This is a genomic window from Variovorax sp. Soil_C_12, from assembly GCF_057657375.1.
Map to the genome: position 1 here is coordinate 140,287 of NZ_JBDGIO010000013.1, position 16,449 is coordinate 156,735.

The 16,449-nt window shown below is 64.9% G+C and carries 18 protein-coding genes; 7 read left to right on the top strand and 11 right to left on the bottom strand.

Annotated elements, in window-relative coordinates:
* Positions 1-80 precede the first annotated feature (80 nt).
* Entirely contained in the window at positions 81-1,826 is a 1,746-nt protein-coding gene (locus AC3A6X_RS27980) for a RecQ family ATP-dependent DNA helicase (protein ID WP_487845206.1), read from the top strand.
* Positions 1,827-1,884: 58 nt separating this feature from the next.
* On the opposite strand, the gene AC3A6X_RS27985 is transcribed toward AC3A6X_RS27980, so the two are convergent.
* From AC3A6X_RS27985 to AC3A6X_RS28020, 8 genes are all read right to left on the bottom strand, one after another.
* Entirely contained in the window at positions 1,885-2,571 is a 687-nt protein-coding gene (locus AC3A6X_RS27985) for a hypothetical protein (protein WP_487845207.1), read from the bottom strand.
* A 220-nt stretch (positions 2,572-2,791) separates the two neighbouring features.
* Complete coding sequence (locus AC3A6X_RS27990) at positions 2,792-3,370, bottom strand: putative pterin-binding protein (protein WP_487845208.1); 579 nt, start codon at positions 3,368-3,370, stop codon at positions 2,792-2,794.
* 80 nt (positions 3,371-3,450) lie between these two features.
* Positions 3,451-4,488 (bottom strand): alpha/beta fold hydrolase, encoded by a 1,038-nt coding sequence (locus AC3A6X_RS27995; RefSeq protein WP_487845209.1) that lies wholly within the window; start codon positions 4,486-4,488, stop codon positions 3,451-3,453.
* Positions 4,489-4,712: 224 nt separating this feature from the next.
* Complete coding sequence (locus tag AC3A6X_RS28000; protein WP_487845210.1) at positions 4,713-6,305, bottom strand: Fic family protein; 1,593 nt, start codon at positions 6,303-6,305, stop codon at positions 4,713-4,715.
* A 104-nt stretch (positions 6,306-6,409) separates the two neighbouring features.
* Entirely contained in the window at positions 6,410-7,390 is a 981-nt protein-coding gene (locus AC3A6X_RS28005; protein ID WP_487845211.1) for an alpha/beta fold hydrolase, read from the bottom strand.
* 74 nt (positions 7,391-7,464) lie between these two features.
* A complete protein-coding gene (locus AC3A6X_RS28010) occupies positions 7,465-8,118 on the bottom strand; it encodes a VOC family protein (RefSeq protein ID WP_487845212.1) in 654 nt (217 codons plus the stop codon).
* 99 nt (positions 8,119-8,217) lie between these two features.
* Positions 8,218-8,685, bottom strand: coding sequence for a DUF6130 family protein (locus AC3A6X_RS28015; protein WP_487845213.1), 468 nt, complete (start codon positions 8,683-8,685; stop codon positions 8,218-8,220).
* A 108-nt stretch (positions 8,686-8,793) separates the two neighbouring features.
* On the bottom strand, positions 8,794-9,186 hold the full coding sequence (locus AC3A6X_RS28020) for a cupin domain-containing protein (RefSeq protein WP_487845214.1): 393 nt from the start codon (positions 9,184-9,186) through the stop codon (positions 8,794-8,796).
* 287 nt (positions 9,187-9,473) lie between these two features.
* Here AC3A6X_RS28020 and AC3A6X_RS28025 point away from each other — a divergent pair, with 287 nt between their 5' ends.
* Entirely contained in the window at positions 9,474-11,144 is a 1,671-nt protein-coding gene (locus AC3A6X_RS28025; protein WP_487845215.1) for a peroxidase family protein, read from the top strand.
* Between the two features lie 26 nt (positions 11,145-11,170).
* Here AC3A6X_RS28025 and AC3A6X_RS28030 read toward each other — a convergent pair whose 3' ends face one another.
* A complete protein-coding gene (locus tag AC3A6X_RS28030; protein ID WP_487845216.1) occupies positions 11,171-11,374 on the bottom strand; it encodes an energy transducer TonB in 204 nt (67 codons plus the stop codon).
* A 120-nt stretch (positions 11,375-11,494) separates the two neighbouring features.
* Between AC3A6X_RS28030 and AC3A6X_RS28035 the strand changes: the two genes are divergently transcribed.
* Both AC3A6X_RS28035 and AC3A6X_RS28040 read left to right on the top strand, forming a co-directional pair.
* On the top strand, positions 11,495-12,280 hold the full coding sequence (locus tag AC3A6X_RS28035; protein ID WP_487845217.1) for an NYN domain-containing protein: 786 nt from the start codon (positions 11,495-11,497) through the stop codon (positions 12,278-12,280).
* Between the two features lie 72 nt (positions 12,281-12,352).
* Complete coding sequence (locus AC3A6X_RS28040; RefSeq protein WP_487845218.1) at positions 12,353-13,246, top strand: DUF72 domain-containing protein; 894 nt, start codon at positions 12,353-12,355, stop codon at positions 13,244-13,246.
* 21 nt (positions 13,247-13,267) lie between these two features.
* On the opposite strand, the gene AC3A6X_RS28045 is transcribed toward AC3A6X_RS28040, so the two are convergent.
* A complete protein-coding gene (locus tag AC3A6X_RS28045; RefSeq protein WP_487845219.1) occupies positions 13,268-13,717 on the bottom strand; it encodes a phasin family protein in 450 nt (149 codons plus the stop codon).
* 151 nt (positions 13,718-13,868) lie between these two features.
* On the opposite strand from AC3A6X_RS28045, the gene AC3A6X_RS28050 reads away from it, so the two are divergent.
* Positions 13,869-14,138: a hypothetical protein gene (locus AC3A6X_RS28050; protein WP_487845220.1), complete on the top strand. Its 270-nt coding sequence runs from the start codon at positions 13,869-13,871 to the stop codon at positions 14,136-14,138.
* Here the strand turns inward: AC3A6X_RS28050 and AC3A6X_RS28055 are convergent.
* Positions 14,127-14,897 carry a glutathione S-transferase family protein gene (locus tag AC3A6X_RS28055; RefSeq protein WP_487845221.1) on the bottom strand — a complete coding sequence of 257 codons (771 nt, stop codon included), beginning with the start codon at positions 14,895-14,897 and terminating at the stop codon, positions 14,127-14,129. The two genes, AC3A6X_RS28050 and AC3A6X_RS28055, sit on opposite strands and share 12 nt — an antisense overlap.
* Before the next feature lie 161 nt (positions 14,898-15,058).
* Between AC3A6X_RS28055 and AC3A6X_RS28060 the strand changes: the two genes are divergently transcribed.
* Both AC3A6X_RS28060 and AC3A6X_RS28065 read left to right on the top strand, forming a co-directional pair.
* Positions 15,059-15,331, top strand: a complete 273-nt coding sequence (locus tag AC3A6X_RS28060) for a DUF4242 domain-containing protein (RefSeq protein ID WP_487845222.1) — start codon at positions 15,059-15,061, stop codon at positions 15,329-15,331.
* Positions 15,332-15,338: 7 nt separating this feature from the next.
* Positions 15,339-16,421 (top strand): GlxA family transcriptional regulator, encoded by a 1,083-nt coding sequence (locus AC3A6X_RS28065; protein WP_487845223.1) that lies wholly within the window; start codon positions 15,339-15,341, stop codon positions 16,419-16,421.
* Positions 16,422-16,449: the final 28 nt, after the last annotated feature.

The following is a 16,449-nucleotide window of genomic DNA, read 5'->3' on the forward strand; positions in this document are numbered from 1 at the left end:
CCGCGAAACCCTCTGTCGTCCTACTCGCCGGACCGGGGCTGCTCATGTCAGATCGCGGGTGACATCGAAGGAGACCCGTCATGCACATTCCGGAGCGCCGACTGCAGCGCACGCTGCGCACCGTCTTCGGACTGCAGGCCTTGCGCCCGGGCCAGCGGCAGGTCATCGAGCGCGTGCTTGGCGGACGCTCCACGCTCGCGGTCATGCCCACGGGGGCGGGCAAGTCGCTGTGCTACCAGCTCCCGGCCTTGCTGCTCGAAGGCTGCACGGTGGTGATCTCGCCCTTGATCGCGCTCATGAAAGACCAATGCGAGAAGCTGCTGTCGCTGGGCATTCCCGCGGTGCAGTTCAACAGCCACGTGGAAGCCGACGAGATCCGTTCGGCCGAGGAGGCTGTTCGCGACGGCTCGGCGCGCCTGGTGTTCGCGACGCCGGAGAGGCTTGCCGACGCCGGCTTCGCGGCACTGCTTCGGGGCCGCGAGATCTCGCTGCTGGTGGTCGACGAGGCGCATTGCATCTCGCAGTGGGGGCATGACTTCCGACCGGCCTTCCTCGGCATCGGCACCGTCGCGAAGGAGATCGGCGACCCGCCCGTGCTGGCACTCACGGCGACGGCGAACAGCGAGGTCGCGGCCGACATCATGGAGAAGCTGGGCATTCCCAGGGCCGGCTGGATCGATACGGGGACGTACCGGCCCAACCTGCACTTCGCGGTGGAACAGCATGCACGCGAGGAGGAAAGACTGCGGCGAACGCTCGCGCTGGTCGGCTCGGCGAAGGGCAGCGGCATCGTCTACGCCGCGACCGTGAAGGCGGCGGAAGCGGTGTACGAGGCCCTGCGCTCGGACGGCGAATCGGTTGGGCTGTACCACGGCCGGCGCACTGCGGCCGAACGGCGCGAGGCACAAGACGCCTTCATGGCGGATCACCTGCGCGTGATGGTGGCGACCAATGCGTTCGGCATGGGGATCGACAAGGCCGACATCCGATTCGTCCTGCACTACCAGATGCCCTCGGGCCTGGACGCCTACTACCAGGAGTCGGGCCGCGCCGGGCGCGACGGCGCGCCTTCGGCCTGCACGCTGCTGTTCCTGCGTCGCGATCGGGCGCTGCAGCAGTTTTTCCTGATGGGGCGTTATCCCACGGAAGAGGAGCTCGACGCACTCCTTCGTGTACTCGAACTGGATTCGCCGCACGCGAGCGGCCATACGCTCGCCAAGCTGAAGGACAGCACCGGCCTGCCGCAGAACAAGCTGAAGGCGGCGGTCGGCCTGCTGCGCAACCGGCGCATCGTGGGAGTGGATCGCGAAGGCCGCGTGCGCCTGCTGCGCGCCGATCTCGCCGCGGCCGAAGTGCATGAACTCCTGGCCGCCTACCGCCGCAAGCGCGAGCAGGACCACGCGACGCTGGAGCGCATGGTGTTCTATGCCCAAAGCGGGCAGTGCCGCTGGCAGGTGCTGCTCGCCTATCTGGAGGAAGAGGCACCGCAGGAGCGCTGCGGCAATTGCGACAACTGCCGCCGCATCGCCAAGCACGAGGCGGCCATGGCAGTGTCGAGCGCGGTGGACCGCGAGGCACCGAAGCTGCGGCATCCCGCACGGCCCCGGCTGCCGCCACCGGCCTTCGTCGCCCGCCAGCCGGTCAGGGTCAAGCGGTACGGCGAGGGCTGCGTGGTGAGCGCGGATGCGTTGTCGATCACGATCGAGTTCGCCGACGGGAGCCGCCGCTGCTTCCAGCCCGATTTCGTGCAGCCCATCGTCAGCCGGAAGATGCGAGGGCCGGCTTCGCCGCACCCGCATCGCCCGACAACGCTCCCCGGCAAATAAGCCGCACCCTGCAAAGGCAGGCACCTTGCGCCGGCACGCCAGCCAGGGAACAAAAGCCCTAGTTCGTGGCGAAGCAGTAGAGCAAGCCGTCCCCGCCCGTTCCGCGCAAGGCCTGCTGGCTGCACCCACCGCGCGATTGATGCGAGGAGTTCCACGACGTGGACCAGGGGTCCGTCGTCGGGCCCATGCGATCGTGGTGGCCCACCATGGCGACCCCTTCGGCGCCGCTGCGCGTCCAGTTCCCGCAGGTCATGTCGGTGTCGTTCGGCGAGAAGGCGGTCCCATCGGCGCGCGAACCCGTCAGGATGTCGTGGCGGGTGGGCGTGTCGCTGCGCCCAAGGACGAGCTCACCCTTCTCGTTCAGCGCGGTCTGCTTGGAGATGTTGTTGGCGCCGTGCAATTGCTCGACATCACGCGCGACCAGATCGCCCTTCGCGTTGCTCCAGGGACCCTTGCCGATGCGGTCGCGCGCATTGACGGTGGGCACACCGTCCTTGCCCTGGGTGCTCAGGTAGGCGCGCCATGTCTTGCCGCCCGCACCGGCCGCCGCCGCCAGCGACTGGCAATGGCGGTCCGCCCCTTCCAGCCCACCCAGATCGGCGCCCTTGCCGGTGCCGACGCTGGTCACGAAGAAACTCATCCCTGCGCTCCCCATCCCGCCGGACTTCATCGCCGTGCACGCTGCAACGGCAAGGGGAAGGCCAATCAGCACGGCCCGCAAGGGCCAGGAAAGAGGTTTTGCCATGGTTCGTCTCCTTCGTCGGTGGATTGTTATTCGCGCCGTGGCTCGGCGACCTGCTTCAGGCTGGGCGCATTATGGGAGCGGCACGCGCGGTTGAACAGCGGGGTTGACCCCGGAAGACCCGCCGCGATTCAGGTATGCGGTGCGAGGGCACGCATGGGATGCCTTGGATCCGGCACTGCCGAAGTTCGACAGGATGCCGCCGATGTGAACGCAGGCGCCCTCAGCCGCGCGTGACCTCGACGCTGTACAGCCCCCACGGGCACAGGGCGAAGCGTTCCTTCAGCGGCTTGTCCTTGAACGCGGGCAGCGTGTCGGCCTCGTAGATCGCCCACTGCGGCCCCAGCCCGCCGAGCGCGAGGGGGGCGCCATCCATCTCGGTGGCCACGATCATCCGGTAGCTGCGCGCGTCCGCCATGCGCAGCGGCACGACGTAGCCGTCCACCGCGCGCAAGGCCAGCATCGCATCGGCTGCGACGCCCGCGGCCTCCATCACACTGGTCAGCAAGGGGCCGGCGAGCGCATGCACCTTGGCGTCGTACTCGAGCGTCGGCTTGATCCGCACGACCGGCAGGCGGCGCAAGGCCTCGGCGTCGAAGACGTAGGCCTTGTCGAACTTGACGCCGTGCTTCGCCATCAACTGGTCGAGCGCCGGATCGACGGGGCCGCGGTTGGTCTTGCCGACCGCCCCGCTGACGGTGAGGAGGCCGGGGCTCTTGCGTGCCGGCTCCGCAGCCGATGCGTTGACCGAAGGCAGCAATCCGGCGAGTGCCGCCGTTCCGAGGAAGTGTCGTTTGTTCATCGGGCGATTGTGGGGTGATCAGAAGCGGTCTGCCAGCCCCATTGCCGGATCGCTGCGAGGGCAGCGCTCAGCGCGCCGAGTCAAAGGCGCGCCACATCCATCACGGCGGCCGCGAAGGCTTCGGGTGCCTCCTGGGGCAGGTTGTGCCCGATGCCGCCGGTGATGTTCCGGTGCTGGTAGGGGCCCGAGAACTTCTTGGCATAGGCGCTCGGTTGCGGGTGCGGTGCGCCGTTGGCGTCTCCTTCCAGGGTGATGGTCGGCACGCCGATGACCGGGCCCTGCGCCAGGCGCGCCTCGTAATCGCCATACTTCGCTTCGCCTTCCGCCAGGCCGAGCCGCCAGCGATAGTTGTGGACCACGATGCTCACGTGATCCGGGTTGTCGAAGGCTCTTGCGCTGCGTTCGAAGGTGGCGGCGTCGAAGGCCCACTTCGGCGATGCGATCTGCCAGATCAGCTTGGCGAATTCATTGCGGTTCTTCTCGTAGCCCAGGCGGCCGCGCTCGGTGGCGAAGTAGTACTGATACCACCACTGCAGTTCGGCCTCCGGCGACAGCGGAAGCTTGCCGGCTTGCTGGCTGCCGATCAGGTAGCCGCTGACGGAGACCAGCGCGTTCACGCGCGCCGGCCACAGCGCCGCCATGATGCAGGCCGTGCGTGCGCCCCAGTCGCAACCTGCCACCGTGGCCTTCTCGATCTTCAGGGCATCCATCAGGGCGATGATGTCCACCGCGACCGCGCTCTGCTGGCCGTTGCGGGGCGTCGTGTCCGAAAGGAACCGGGTCTTGCCGTAGCCGCGCAGGTGCGGAACGATCACCCGATAGCCGGCCGCGGCCAGCAGCGGCGCGACGTCGACGTAGGTGTGGATGTCATAGGGCCAGCCGTGCAGAAGAATCACGGGGGCTCCGTGGGCCGGGCCGGCTTCGAAGTACTCCACGTTGAGCACGCCGGCATCGATGTTCTTCAGGGGCTCGAGGCGCTTCTGCGGCGATGCGCGGCGCGTGTTCGGCGAATCGGTGGACTGTGCGAATGCGGGGCTGGCGGCAAGTTGAGAGGCCGCAACGCCGATCGCGGCGGCGCCGAGGAACGAGCGCCTGGGCAGGAGGAACGTGTCTGACATGGAAAGGTCCTTCGTATGGGTGGTGCAGGGCTGACAGAGCGAATTGTTGTGGCGGAACATGGCCTGGAGCGCCGCGCTTGTACGGCTGTGTATCCAGGCCGCTTCTCATCACAATAAATTTCACTTGCGATGCCTCCCTTGCCCGCTCGCGATGCCTGAACGAAAAAGCCGCTGCCAGGAGGGCAGCGGCTTCTGATCAGAGGAAGGTCGATGAGGTCAGCGCGTCACGCGGGTGCCGGCGGCGAGTCGTCCGTCAACGCGGCGGCCACTGCGGCCGCAACGCTGGCCCACGTGGCATCGTCCTGCAAGGCAGGGAAGCGCCTCGCCAGCTTGCCTGATCTCATGCCGCCATTCTCGTGGGCAGAGCGAATGATCGCGTCCACGTCGGCGTCGGGCCCTTCGATGATTTCCTTGACCGCCGCACGAGCCCGGCCAAGGCCGCGAAAGAAGGAGGCTTGCGCATGCATCTCCTGCCGGATCGTTCGATCGAGCAGGCCAGCCGTGTACGCCACATGGTCCGTCAGGTCGAGAAGGCGCCAAGCCGCCTTTGCATCGTCATAGGCGTCGAATCGAAAATTGGACATGACACCGTCGGGCTGTTCCTCGGGCTCCCTCGTGAACCCGTACCTTTCGGCATAGCGCCTCATCAGCGGACGCGAAAAGACTTCCAGCGCGGCGTCGTAGCCCGCACGCTCCGCCGCGTGCTCCGTGATCAGGGACGAAATGGGGAGGATCAAAGGGGCATGGAAGGCGCCGTCGCGCCGCAGGACATCGTTGATGAGGAAGCGATGAATTCGCCCATTGCCGTCTGCCAGAGGATGGATGTACACGAAAGCGAATGACGCGACTGCGGCACGAGCCACCGCGGAGGCCCCGCCGGTGCGTGCGATAAAGCTCCTCAGGCCTTCGAGCATGAGCGGGACATCCTGCCAATGGGGCGCCACGTAGTGGACGACATTCTCGAAGTTGACTGTCTGTCCGACGAAAACGGACGATCTTCGAAGGCCGAATGACGGCAGGGTCGTCCGCTCTCCAAGGATGTCCCTTTGGAGCGCAGCGAGGGCCTCGGCATCGAGCGGGATCTCGCCGGCACCCGTGCGCATCTCCATCACCGCTGCGAAGCGTTGGACACGCGTGAGCTGGTCCTCTTCTCCTTCGATCTGGAAGCTGGAGCGACTCTCGCGCAGGGTCATCCAAACCGCGCTGCGGCGCAGGACTTCTGCCCCGAATTCGGCCTCCTCGCGACCGAGCGCCCCAGCCAGGTCAAGGCGAAGCGCCTCGCGCACCGCGGGTGTCAGCCGCACCGTCGGACAGAAGTCGCTCGTTCCCGGCATGTTGTCGCGGACGCGCCAGCGCGCGACCGGAATGGCGGTCGACGCGACCAGCATCTCGTCAGCATCCAATGCATCGACGTAGTTGCCCCTCACCACGCCGTCGTCGACGGGCAGCCGATGTCGGGTGAGCCATTCGTACAGAAAGCCAGTGCGGCGGGCGTACCGGCCGGTCGGTTCAGCCCGCACCCATGCCGCCAGATCCGCCGGGTTCATCCGCTCGAAAAGTCGAGCCAGCATCTCGAGGTGCACCCCCTCGTGTTTGAGCATGAACGTCAGGTGCGCCGCCGGACTGGGGCCAGGCCGCACGGATTCCTGGTAGACCTCCCGGCGATGGCCTGCCTCGTGAACCGTCCGCCTGCGAGAGCCGACTTCGCTCTGCACGGGCAGGGGCTGGACGAGCTCGAGGCCGTATTCGCGGACCAGGTAGGCGCCGCCGATCGGGTCGGATGCATCGCCGGGATCGCGCAGGCTTTTCGATTTCATCTGGGAGTGCTTCGCGGAAAATCGTTACGAGCGCATCGAAACGCTTAGATTCCTCGAATATTGGAGGAAAACGATTTTGACACCGTTCGCGATCAGCTTGCCGGTCAGTCCGCTCTTGAAAGCTGTCTGCTGCCGAACGCGGCTCGAACTTCTTCGATGGTTCGTCTGGGGCTTTGGAGATGCGGATAGTGCCCAAGGTCGGGAAGAAGATGAAATTCCAGCTTTGCCTTCTTCGCAAACTCGACGCCCATTTCCTTGTCGATATAGAAATCCTTTTCACCCCAAATGACCTTGACCGGCGTCTTGAGCCTGGCCAGGTTGAGCTCGAAGTAGTCCTGGTCGCGGGTGAAATTCGAATAGTAGTGATAGAAGGCGTCAGCCGATGTCATGTCGCCCTGATTCCATCCTCGCAACATGTCGTCCTTGAATTCTTGCGGAAGATCGAACTGCTCATCCTTCCGCAAACCTCTTCTGAACGCGTTTTCCAGAATTTCATCGCGATTCTTGTTCAGGGCAGCGCGAACCAGGTCAGAAGTCGGCTTCGACTTCAGGTTCTGCAGGTTCTCCTGCATGTATTGAGGCCTGTTGAAAGGGGCGAAGTCTCCAACGATCATCGACTTGGCAAGTTCGGGGTCTTCAAGGGCAAGAAGAAGCGCCGGCAAAGAACCAATGTCGGTGGCGTAGATGACCAATCTTGATTTGTCGATGCCGGCCTTCTCGATGTACGCCTTCAGAACGCGCGCATAGTCCCTGGGCGCGTAGGAGAATTTATCGACAGGCGGTCTTGATGAAAGGCCAAACCCCGGCCAATCGAAGGCGTGGACTTCGTAGTCTCGGGCGAGATCGGGTGCAATCTCCTTCCAGGCGTAAAGGGTCTCGGGAAATCCATGCAGGAAGAGCACGACCCCCTTCGGCCTGGCGTTGTGAACGACCATCCTTCTGAGCTTGATGTCGGAATCGATTTGCAGGAAACCGATCTCCGTCTTCGGGTCCTGCTTGCGGGCATATTGAGCGCACCCGGCAAGAATGGAGAAGCCGAGGGCAAAAGCGATGGCAACGAGCCTGGTTATGGGGAATTTCGGCATTTCACTGCTCCGTTGGGTCTCTGGCAGGAGCGCGCGAGCGGAAGTGGCTTCCTCTCGCGCGCTCCCGTCGGCGTTCAGGTCGGAAGCGCGCCGCCGGTCTGCTCGGCAAAGACATGGTCGGCATACCAATCGGGCCAGTTGGCGTCGTGCTGCCCGCCCATTCGCTTCTCATGCTCTCCATGCGCGACGGCAGCCCGCCAGAGCGCGGCAACCAGCTCCGCGCGGGAGCTGAACGTCACGGCCTCCGTGTCGACACGGCCCGGCAAGCGCGACGTGACCTCCTGCAGCAGCCATCCGTTGCCGTCCGGGTCGCTGAACGCGGCATAGGAGGAGTACGTGCGGCGGGTCGGGTGCGGCCCCGTCCCGGGCACCTCTCCCGGCGCGCGGTGGAAGACGTCGCCGACCTCGATGCCTCGCCGGGCCACGTCGGCCCGCGCCGCTTCGATGTCCGACACCGCGAGAAAGAGCCCTTGCACCGAGCCCGGGGCCGCCGAAGAGATGCCCTTGCCGACATGCACGGAGGATGAAGAGCCCGGCGGCGTGAACTGCAGGACGTGGAACCCTTCGCCCTGGACGTCGGCGTCGAGCCGCCAGCCGAGGCTTTCGTAGAAGCGCCTGGCGCGCTCGACGTCAGAGACGGGGAGGGTGATGACTTCCAGCTTCATGTCGATCCGCGGCAGGTCGGCGGTGCTCTGGTTGCTGGCTTCGGGTTGGTGGATGACGCTCATGTTTAGCTCCTTGGACAGGGGTTGTTTCGAATGGGTGGAATTGCTGCGGTCCCGATCACCCGATGGGGCCCGCGTGGAAGCCGTGCACGATCGCGGCGATCAGTGCTTGTGGGGAGTGGTGGATGATCCCGGCTGCGCCGGCACCGTCACGGTGACCGTTTCGCTGGTCAAGATCTTGTGGACCGGGTCGGCCACTTCGATCAGCATCTTGTGCACGCCGGGCTCCAGGCCAACGACGATGATCGGGTCGCCGCTCGTGTGCGCCCACGTGCCGGGCCGGTCGTCGACCGTCACGTGCAGATGCCCCACACGCGGCGACACCTCCAGCGCGCCCATGCCGAAGACCGGAATGACCCGCAAGTTCTCGGTCCGGTACTGGAGGATGACGACGCCCCGCGCCAGAGGCTCGGCCAGCGGCGGGTACACGACGAGCTTGGGCGGCGCTTCCGCTGCGAGCGGAAGCACGGCTGCGGGACGGCCGGCCTCGGTGGCCGTCTGCGCCCCGGCTGTGAGGCAGAAGATCGCGCCGACGGCGGCGACGGCAACGTGCTTGAAGAGGGATCGCATGGTGTTGTCTCCTTGTGGGTAGCGCGTGCCGGCTGCGCGCTGCATGAACTGGCGTCTCGGTGGCCGGCTGTCGAGTGACTGAATCAGGTGGCGTTCTTCGGCGCGCGCTCACTTGACCGCGACGAGCGGCTTTCCCTTGTCGACGAGGTAAGTGGCCAGCTCCGATGCCTTGCCGCTGCCCACGTTCCTTGCCGCGTGAGCCGCGCCGGCCGGGATGAACAGGGAGTCGCCGGCCTTGAGCGTGACCGGCGGCTTGCCTTCGAACTGGTATTCCAGCGTGCCTTCCAGCACATAGGCGATCTCCTCGCCCGGATGCGTGTGCATGCCGAACGAGGCCCCGGGGCCGAAGTCGACGCGCACCTGGACGGCCTCGCGTCCCGGCGTGACGAGGTCGTGCCGGACGACCTCGGTGCGGCCGATGGCGGGCTGTTGGGCCTGGGCCAGTGTCAAGCCGTTTGCGGCAATCAGCAGCGCTGCTGCGAGGATGCGTGTCGCTTTCATATGACTTCCTTCGTGGTTGAGATCGAGCAAGAAACGATGGATGTATTGAACGCGGCGTTGGTATCCGTGATTTGTCGAACGGCGGCCGATTTGCATTGCGGTGTGTTTGTACGCCTGTGAGACACAGTGGCGTACAAAACTGGCGGCCGTGTGCAGGCCTTTGCTGGCCGATCGGTCCAGCAAGGCCTGGATCCACATCCTTAGTGCGGGGGATGTGCCGGCGCACGTCCGGGGCGTACCTTCGCTGCTCGCGTCGGGTCGACGTATTGCAAGCAAAGGAGAGGACGATGATGGGACAACGTGGACGTCATGGCCGGGAGAGCTATCTCATCGGTACGAAGCTGGTCACCATGCAGGAGGACGGAACTGCCAAATCCGCAGAAGCCAGCACGCTGGATCTATCGACACAGTTCCGCTTCTCGCACTTCGCCGGCGACGGGGTCGTTGGCACCCCGCTGAATATCGAGCTGCTGGCCGGCGTGGCCGCGAAGATGACCAGCACTGCCAACCAGCGCAAGGACGGCGACATCCCGGCCGGCTACACCTACCTCGGGCAGTTCGTCGATCACGACATGACGCTGGATCCGACGCAGTTGGACATCAACGCCACGCCCATCAGGGACCTGCAGTCGCTGCGTTCACCGACGCTCGACCTGGACAGCCTCTATGGCCGAGGCCCGGATCTCGACCCGGACATCTACGAAGCCGACAAGCTTCACATCAAGACGCATGCACCCTTCCCCGTGCCTGGCATTCCCGCACTGGCCGCGCAAAAGGGCTTCGACCTGCCGCGCAGGCAAGTCGACAGTGCCGCCGGGCCTGCCAGGCAGGCACTCATCCCGGATGGCCGGAACGACGAGAACCTGGCCGTCGCCCAGGTACACCTCGCGTTCATTCGATTCCACAACCGGGTGGTGGACGACCTGATTGCCAGCGGCAGCCCCAGCGCGGGCTTGTTCGAGCGGGCCCAGGAAAAGGTCGTTCTGCACTACCAGTTCCTCCTGAGAACCGACTATCTTCCGCGCATCGCCAAGAAGGCGGTGGTCGACGATGTCTACGGCCACGGCCGCAAGGTCTTCGAAGTGGACGGGGACGCTTTCAATGCCACCATGCCGGTCGAATTCTCGGGCGCGGCGTTCCGTCTGGGCCACAGCATGATCCGCACGGGTTACAGCTGGAACACCATCTTTTCGGAGTTCCGGGAAGGCCACATCTTCCGGCTCTTCCGCTTCAGCGGCACCAGCGGCACGCTGCTGCCGACCCAGCACCCGCCCGGCAGCCAGGAAGATATCGACAACCTGGAGAGCGGCCCGTTCGGCACTGCCTTGCCGAGCAACTGGGTGGCCGATTGGCCTCGTCTGTTCGACTTCGGGAAGATTCCCGATGCAGCGGGTACGCGCGCTCCGAACGAATTCAACTTCGCAGCGTTCATGGACACGACGCTGGTGAACCCGCTGGAGTCGCTTCCGGCCGGCTCGTTCGGTGCCACCAGCTCTGTGGCCAGCAAGCGCAATCTTGCATTCCGCAACCTGGTCCGGGGCAACATGCTCGGCCTGCCCAGCGGCGAGCAGTTGTTCGAGGTCATGAGCCAGTTGGCCCTGGACGTGGATCCGCTCTCGGAATCCGACATCAACAACGGCACCGGCACGCCGAACGTGGGCGTCGTGCTGACCAAAGCTGATATCCCGCGCCTGGACGAGATGAAGGGCAAGACGCCGCTGTGGTTCTACATTCTTCGGGAGGCGGAGTTCGGCAACGGCAAGCTCGCCGGCGTGGGCGCCCGGATCGTTGCCGAGACCTTCCATCGTGCGATGCAGGCCTCGAAGATTTCGCTGCTCAACCGCCCATTCCAGGTGGAGTTCGGGCCGGGCAAGGACAGCAATCGTTTCGAGATGCCGGACTTGCTGTTCTATGCCTACGACGGCGATCCGAAGAAGCTCAATCCGACGAAGGACTAAGACGCGGACCAGGCCCTCAGTTCACGCTAGCCGCTCGATGCCTTGACTTCGACGATCGTCGGCCGGCCTGCCGGCGTCGGCTGCACGCGCAGCAGGACCGTCCCCTGTTCCTTGGCCGCGGCCGATTCGGCTGGACAGGGGGCGTTCGGATTGGGTGGATTGGGTGTCCATTCGCCGGATTGGACAGCTGCCGTGCAGGCGGCCAACAGCGCGATGGTGCCGCTCGCCACGAGCGTCCTGCCGATTTCTCATTGAATCTCCTGTGAACAGGTTCGCATACTATGGTGCCTCCCAGATCAGAGGAGCCAGAGATGAACCGAAGTGACAGCGAAGAGAGCCGCTCCGTCGCGTTGTACTGGGATTTCGAGAACCTTCACGCCGGCTTGGCAGAGGTCAAGTTTGGCGAAGGCTTCTACGGGCGCAGCGATTCGCGCTTCAAGCCACAGGAACCGCTGATCGACATTCAGGCCGTCGTGGAGCTTGCGGCTTCTTTCGGGCCGGTGGCGATCAATCGCGCCTACTGCAATTGGCAGTTCTTCGGGCGTTACCGGGATGCGCTGCTTCAGGGCGGGGTCGAACTCATCCAGCTGTTTTCGCCCGGTGCTTCGGCAAAGAACGGAGCCGACATCAAGCTCTGCCTCGATGCCACGGAGGACATGAGCCGGTTCGATCACATCGGCACGATCATCATCGTGGGCGGCGACAGCGACTTCATGCCTGTGGCCCAGAAGATCAAGGCTGCAGGCCGCACGCTGGTCGGCATCGGCACGAGGAAGAACACCAACCGGCACTGGGCCAAGAGCTGCCACGAGTTCCGCTACTACGAGAACCTCGTCGAGGAAGTCGACGAGAGCCCGGCGGCTGTGGAGGGCGAAGCCCAGAACTCAGTCCAGCCACCACCTGCGCCTGTCGATCCCGCCGCCGACATACTCAAGCGCGCAGTGCGCCTGCTCTCTGAAACGAAGGGGGAGGCCTGGGTCAACAAGGGGGCGACCTGGCACATGATCAAGCGCCTGGACCCGACCTTCGACACGAAAGACCACGGCCACGCCAGCTTCGTGGAGATGGTGAAGGCACTCGATGCCGTTGTGGAGATGCGCAAGGGCGAATCGGACCATCAACTGCGCCTGCGCTAGCTCATCGCGTGCCTGCGGAAGGCACGCCGGACGAGGCTGGCACGCAATGGCTGGAGCCATTAGCATCCCGTCATGAGCATCCTGGTCGGAACCGCCTCGTGGACTGACAAGACCCTCATCGACTGCGGGCGCTTCTATCCCAAGGAAGCGAAGACGCCCGAGGCGCGGCTGCGCTACTACGCGTCGATCTTCCCCTTGGTCGAGATCGATTCGAGCTACTACGGCATCCCTGCGCCCGCCAACGCGAACAACTGGGCCGAGCGCACCCCCGAGCACTTCACCTTCAACGTCAAGGCCTTCCGCCTCTTCACGGGCCACCAGACCGACCCGAAGGTCCTGCACAAGGACATCAAGGAAGCGCTGGCCTCGGCGAAGACGCTCTACTACCGCAGCACCCCCGTCGAGATCCGCGACGAGCTGTGGCGCCGCTTCATCGACGCGATCTCACCGCTCAAGGACGCCGGCAAGCTCGGCCTGGTGCACTTCCAGTTTCCGCCCTGGCTGCAATGCAATCGCGAAGGCCATGCGCATGTCGAGCATTGCATCGAAATGATGGCGGGCCATGCCTGCAGCGTCGAGTTTCGGCACGAGTCGTGGTGGACCGAAGCGCACCGCGGCGGCACCATCGACTTCCTGCGCGAGCTGCGCGCCGTGCACACCATCGTCGATGGGCCGCAGGGCTTCGCCAACAGCGTGCCCCTGCTGGCCGAGACCACGAACCCCGACTACGCGCTGGTGCGTCTGCACGGGCGCAACGTGGGCACCTACAACGTGAAAGGGGCGGCCTCGGCAGCCGAGCGCTTCGACTACGACTATCCGGATCAGGAGTTGCAGGAGATCATGGCGGAAGTCGTTCGCCTGGCCTACAAGGTCAAGCATGCGCATGTCATCTTCAACAACTGCGATGAAGACAAGGGACAGCGCAATGGCATCTCGTTCATGAAGATGCTGCTGGCGTATGGGTGAAGGGCGGCGCGCGCCCAGAACCTACTTGGGCAGCATCATCTTCCTGATCTCCTCCATGTGCTGAGCGGCACGCTGGGAGATGTGGGTCATCGCATCGGACTGTGAACGGCGCGCCATCTCGGCGAGTTCTTTCATATCGGCAATCGTCTTCTCGAAGGCGCTGCGAACCACCTCGGTCTGTTTCGCCGGGTCCGCGGCGCTCTTCGCAGCTTGTTGCATGACTTGCACCGACTCGGCCATCATTTCGGTTTGCTTGCGCGCGATGGCCTGCATGGCCTCGTAGGCCGATTTGTTGGCCTCCACCAGCGCCTCGACGTCCTTTCGCTGCGACTCGAGGATGGCCGTCATGTCGACACCTGGCATCTTGAACTGCTCCAGCATCTTCTTCATATCGCCAAACGGATCTGTTGCCATAGCATGTCTCCTGGTGGGTTGGGCCCGGCACAAAAGCCTGCGCCGGCGCAGCATCATTGCATAGGGCGCCGTCTCTCGGTGCATTTCACGCTGGCCATGTAGGCCCGCGCTGATTGCACGCGGCGCGGATGCGAGTAATTATTCGTCGAGCCCGTGCGGCAGCGCCAGGCTTCGCTTCCACCATTCTCAGAATGTCGAGGGCCGATGTATGAACCTGTTGAGCGTGGACCTCTACCAGAGTGCTACCAATCCAGACAAGTTTCTGGCGATTCCGGCCGGCGTCGATCCGAGCGACCTCACGGGGCCGATGGTCTTCGACAAGGACTATGCGCAAATCACCCGATACCAAGAGGCATTCCAATTCGATCCGGCCGAGGCGTATGCGGGGGTCAACGCTGCCAAGATCGCCGCAGACATCTTGACTTTGAAGTGGGCGATGTATCGCCGTACCTCCCCAAGAAGGCCTTCAAAGGGATAAGGGCAACGCCAGGTGGCGCTGGTACATCATGTCCCGGTGCCGCAGCAGGACCTCGTCCAGGGCCGCCTCGGTGGCCGGCTCGCCGAATTCGAAGGCGGCCCGTGTGCCGGCGTGCATGGGGCAGACCTCCTGCGGCAGGGGGCGTAGCAACGCGAGGACGCTGGCGCTGTAGATGTCGACTGCAGTGAGAGCCTCCCCGACGTAGTAAGGGCTGCCTGCTGCGTCTTGCGCCTTCAGCCGAGCGGCCAGCATGGTCAGCAATTCGACGACCCGGGACGTTGCCGCGGCGCCAGCTTCCGGGCTGTAGCCATACTTCTTGCCGATGTACGCCGCCACCTTCGGCTCGAATCCGCCCAGCCCGAGAAGCCCGGCCTCGACCAGTTGAAGCCGGCGCGACCAGCCCAAGCCTTGCTGCCCCATGATCTCGTGCGCCAGCCCGAACGCCAGCGCCCGATCGGCCGGGTCTTTGGGCAGCAGCGCCGGGGAAGGTGCAAGGCGCTCCGCCAACAGCAGGATCTCGGCCCATCCAGACCGCGGTGCCTCGTCGTCGTAGACGACGACGGGCGCATTGCGCTGACCGGCCCAGTCCTTGAGCGCCTGGCTGTCGTAAGCCAAGCGGACTCCCGTCCACGGAATTCGCTTGACGTGGAAGATGCCCTTCGCGGCCTCCGACCACGGACTGGGGACCTGGCCCACGACGACCATGCGGAGCCCGCGGCGGGAGATCGCTTCTTCGACGGTGATGTAGGTGTTGCTCATGGCGGCATGCTAGCCGTTGGCTGCCAGAGCGCTTCAACCTTCCCAGGTCACAAGGGGCACATGGCGCGATGCTCCATGCACAATGTCATTTCCGCCGCCTTGGCCCGCCCCCCGAGCCGCGCGACGATCACGCTTCCTCAACCAACCTGAAGGAGCAAGTTATGAAGCGCTATGTGATCGAACGGGAACTGCCCGGCGTGGGCAGCATGAGTGGCGACCAGCTCAAGGCCGCGGCCAACACCTCCAACACCGCACTCGACCGCCTGGGCGGCAAGGTGCAATGGGTGCAGTCCTTCGTCGCGGACGACAAGACCTTCTGCATCTACCTGGCCGACAGCGAAGCCTCCGTGCAGGAGCACGCGCGGCTCAGCGGCTTTCCGGCCTCCAAGGTGACAGAAGTGCAGGGGGTCATCGATCCGATGACCGCGGCCTGATACCTCCATGGCCGGGAAAGACCTCGTGCGCGGCAACGGCCGCCGGCGTGTGGAAGGGCGGACCGAGCCGCTCAACGTCACCGTCGTGCTGCTGGATGGCGGGTTCGCCTCGACATCGGTTGCAGCCATCGAGGTCTTTCATTCGGCAGGCCTGCTCTGGAACCGGCTGCTGGGAACGCCCGAGCAGCCCCGCTTTCGCGTGCGCACCGCGTCGATCAGCGGCAGGCCCGTGCAGAGCGCCTGCGCGCTGGGCCTTACGCCACAGCACGCGATCTCGGAGATCGATGACAGCGATATCGCACTCCTGGCCGCACCCGGCCCGGGGTCAGTCGAAACGCCCAAGCGCAAGGCAGCCCTGCTGACATGGCTGCGAAGCGAGCATGCGCACGGGGCTTTGGTGGGCGGCATCTGCTCCGGCGTGGCCTATGTGGCCGAGACCGGGCTGCTCGACGGGCGGCGGGCCACGACCCACTGGGCGCTTGCCGACGCCATGCGCGAGCGCTTTCCACGCGTGCTGTGGCAACCGGAGCGCTTCGTCACGGAGGATGGCGGCGTGCTTTGCAGTGGCGGCGTGTATGCGGCCATCGACCTGAGCCTGTACCTCGTCGAGCGATTCTGCGGATCGGAGATTGCGCTGCAGTGCGCCCGCTCACTCCTGGTCAGCATGCCGCGTGCGAGCCAGCAGATGGGGTATGGCATCGCGTCCCTCAGCAGGCCGCACAAGGACGACATGGTGCGGCGCGCAGAAGAGCATCTGCAGACGCACTTTGCCGAGTCTGTGCAGCTCGATGCGCTGGCTCGGATGCTCGCGATGAGCCCGCGCAATCTCTTGAGGCGATTCAAGGCGGCGACGGGGCAAGTGCCTGGGGCATACCAGCAGGCGCTGCGGGTAGCCGCTGGGCGCAGCTTGCTGGAGCGGAGCAACGAGACGCTGCAGGAGATTGCGGAGGCTGTGGGATATGAGGATGTGGCGTTCTTCCGTGAGGTGTTCAAGCGGCATACGAGCATGACGCCGGCGGAGTACCGGCGGAGGTTCGGGCCGATGAACTTCGAGAGAGGGGTCTTGGAGTTGGGCGGGAAAGCGCGGTAGCGCCGACGCGGCCAGAGCGAACGAGAAC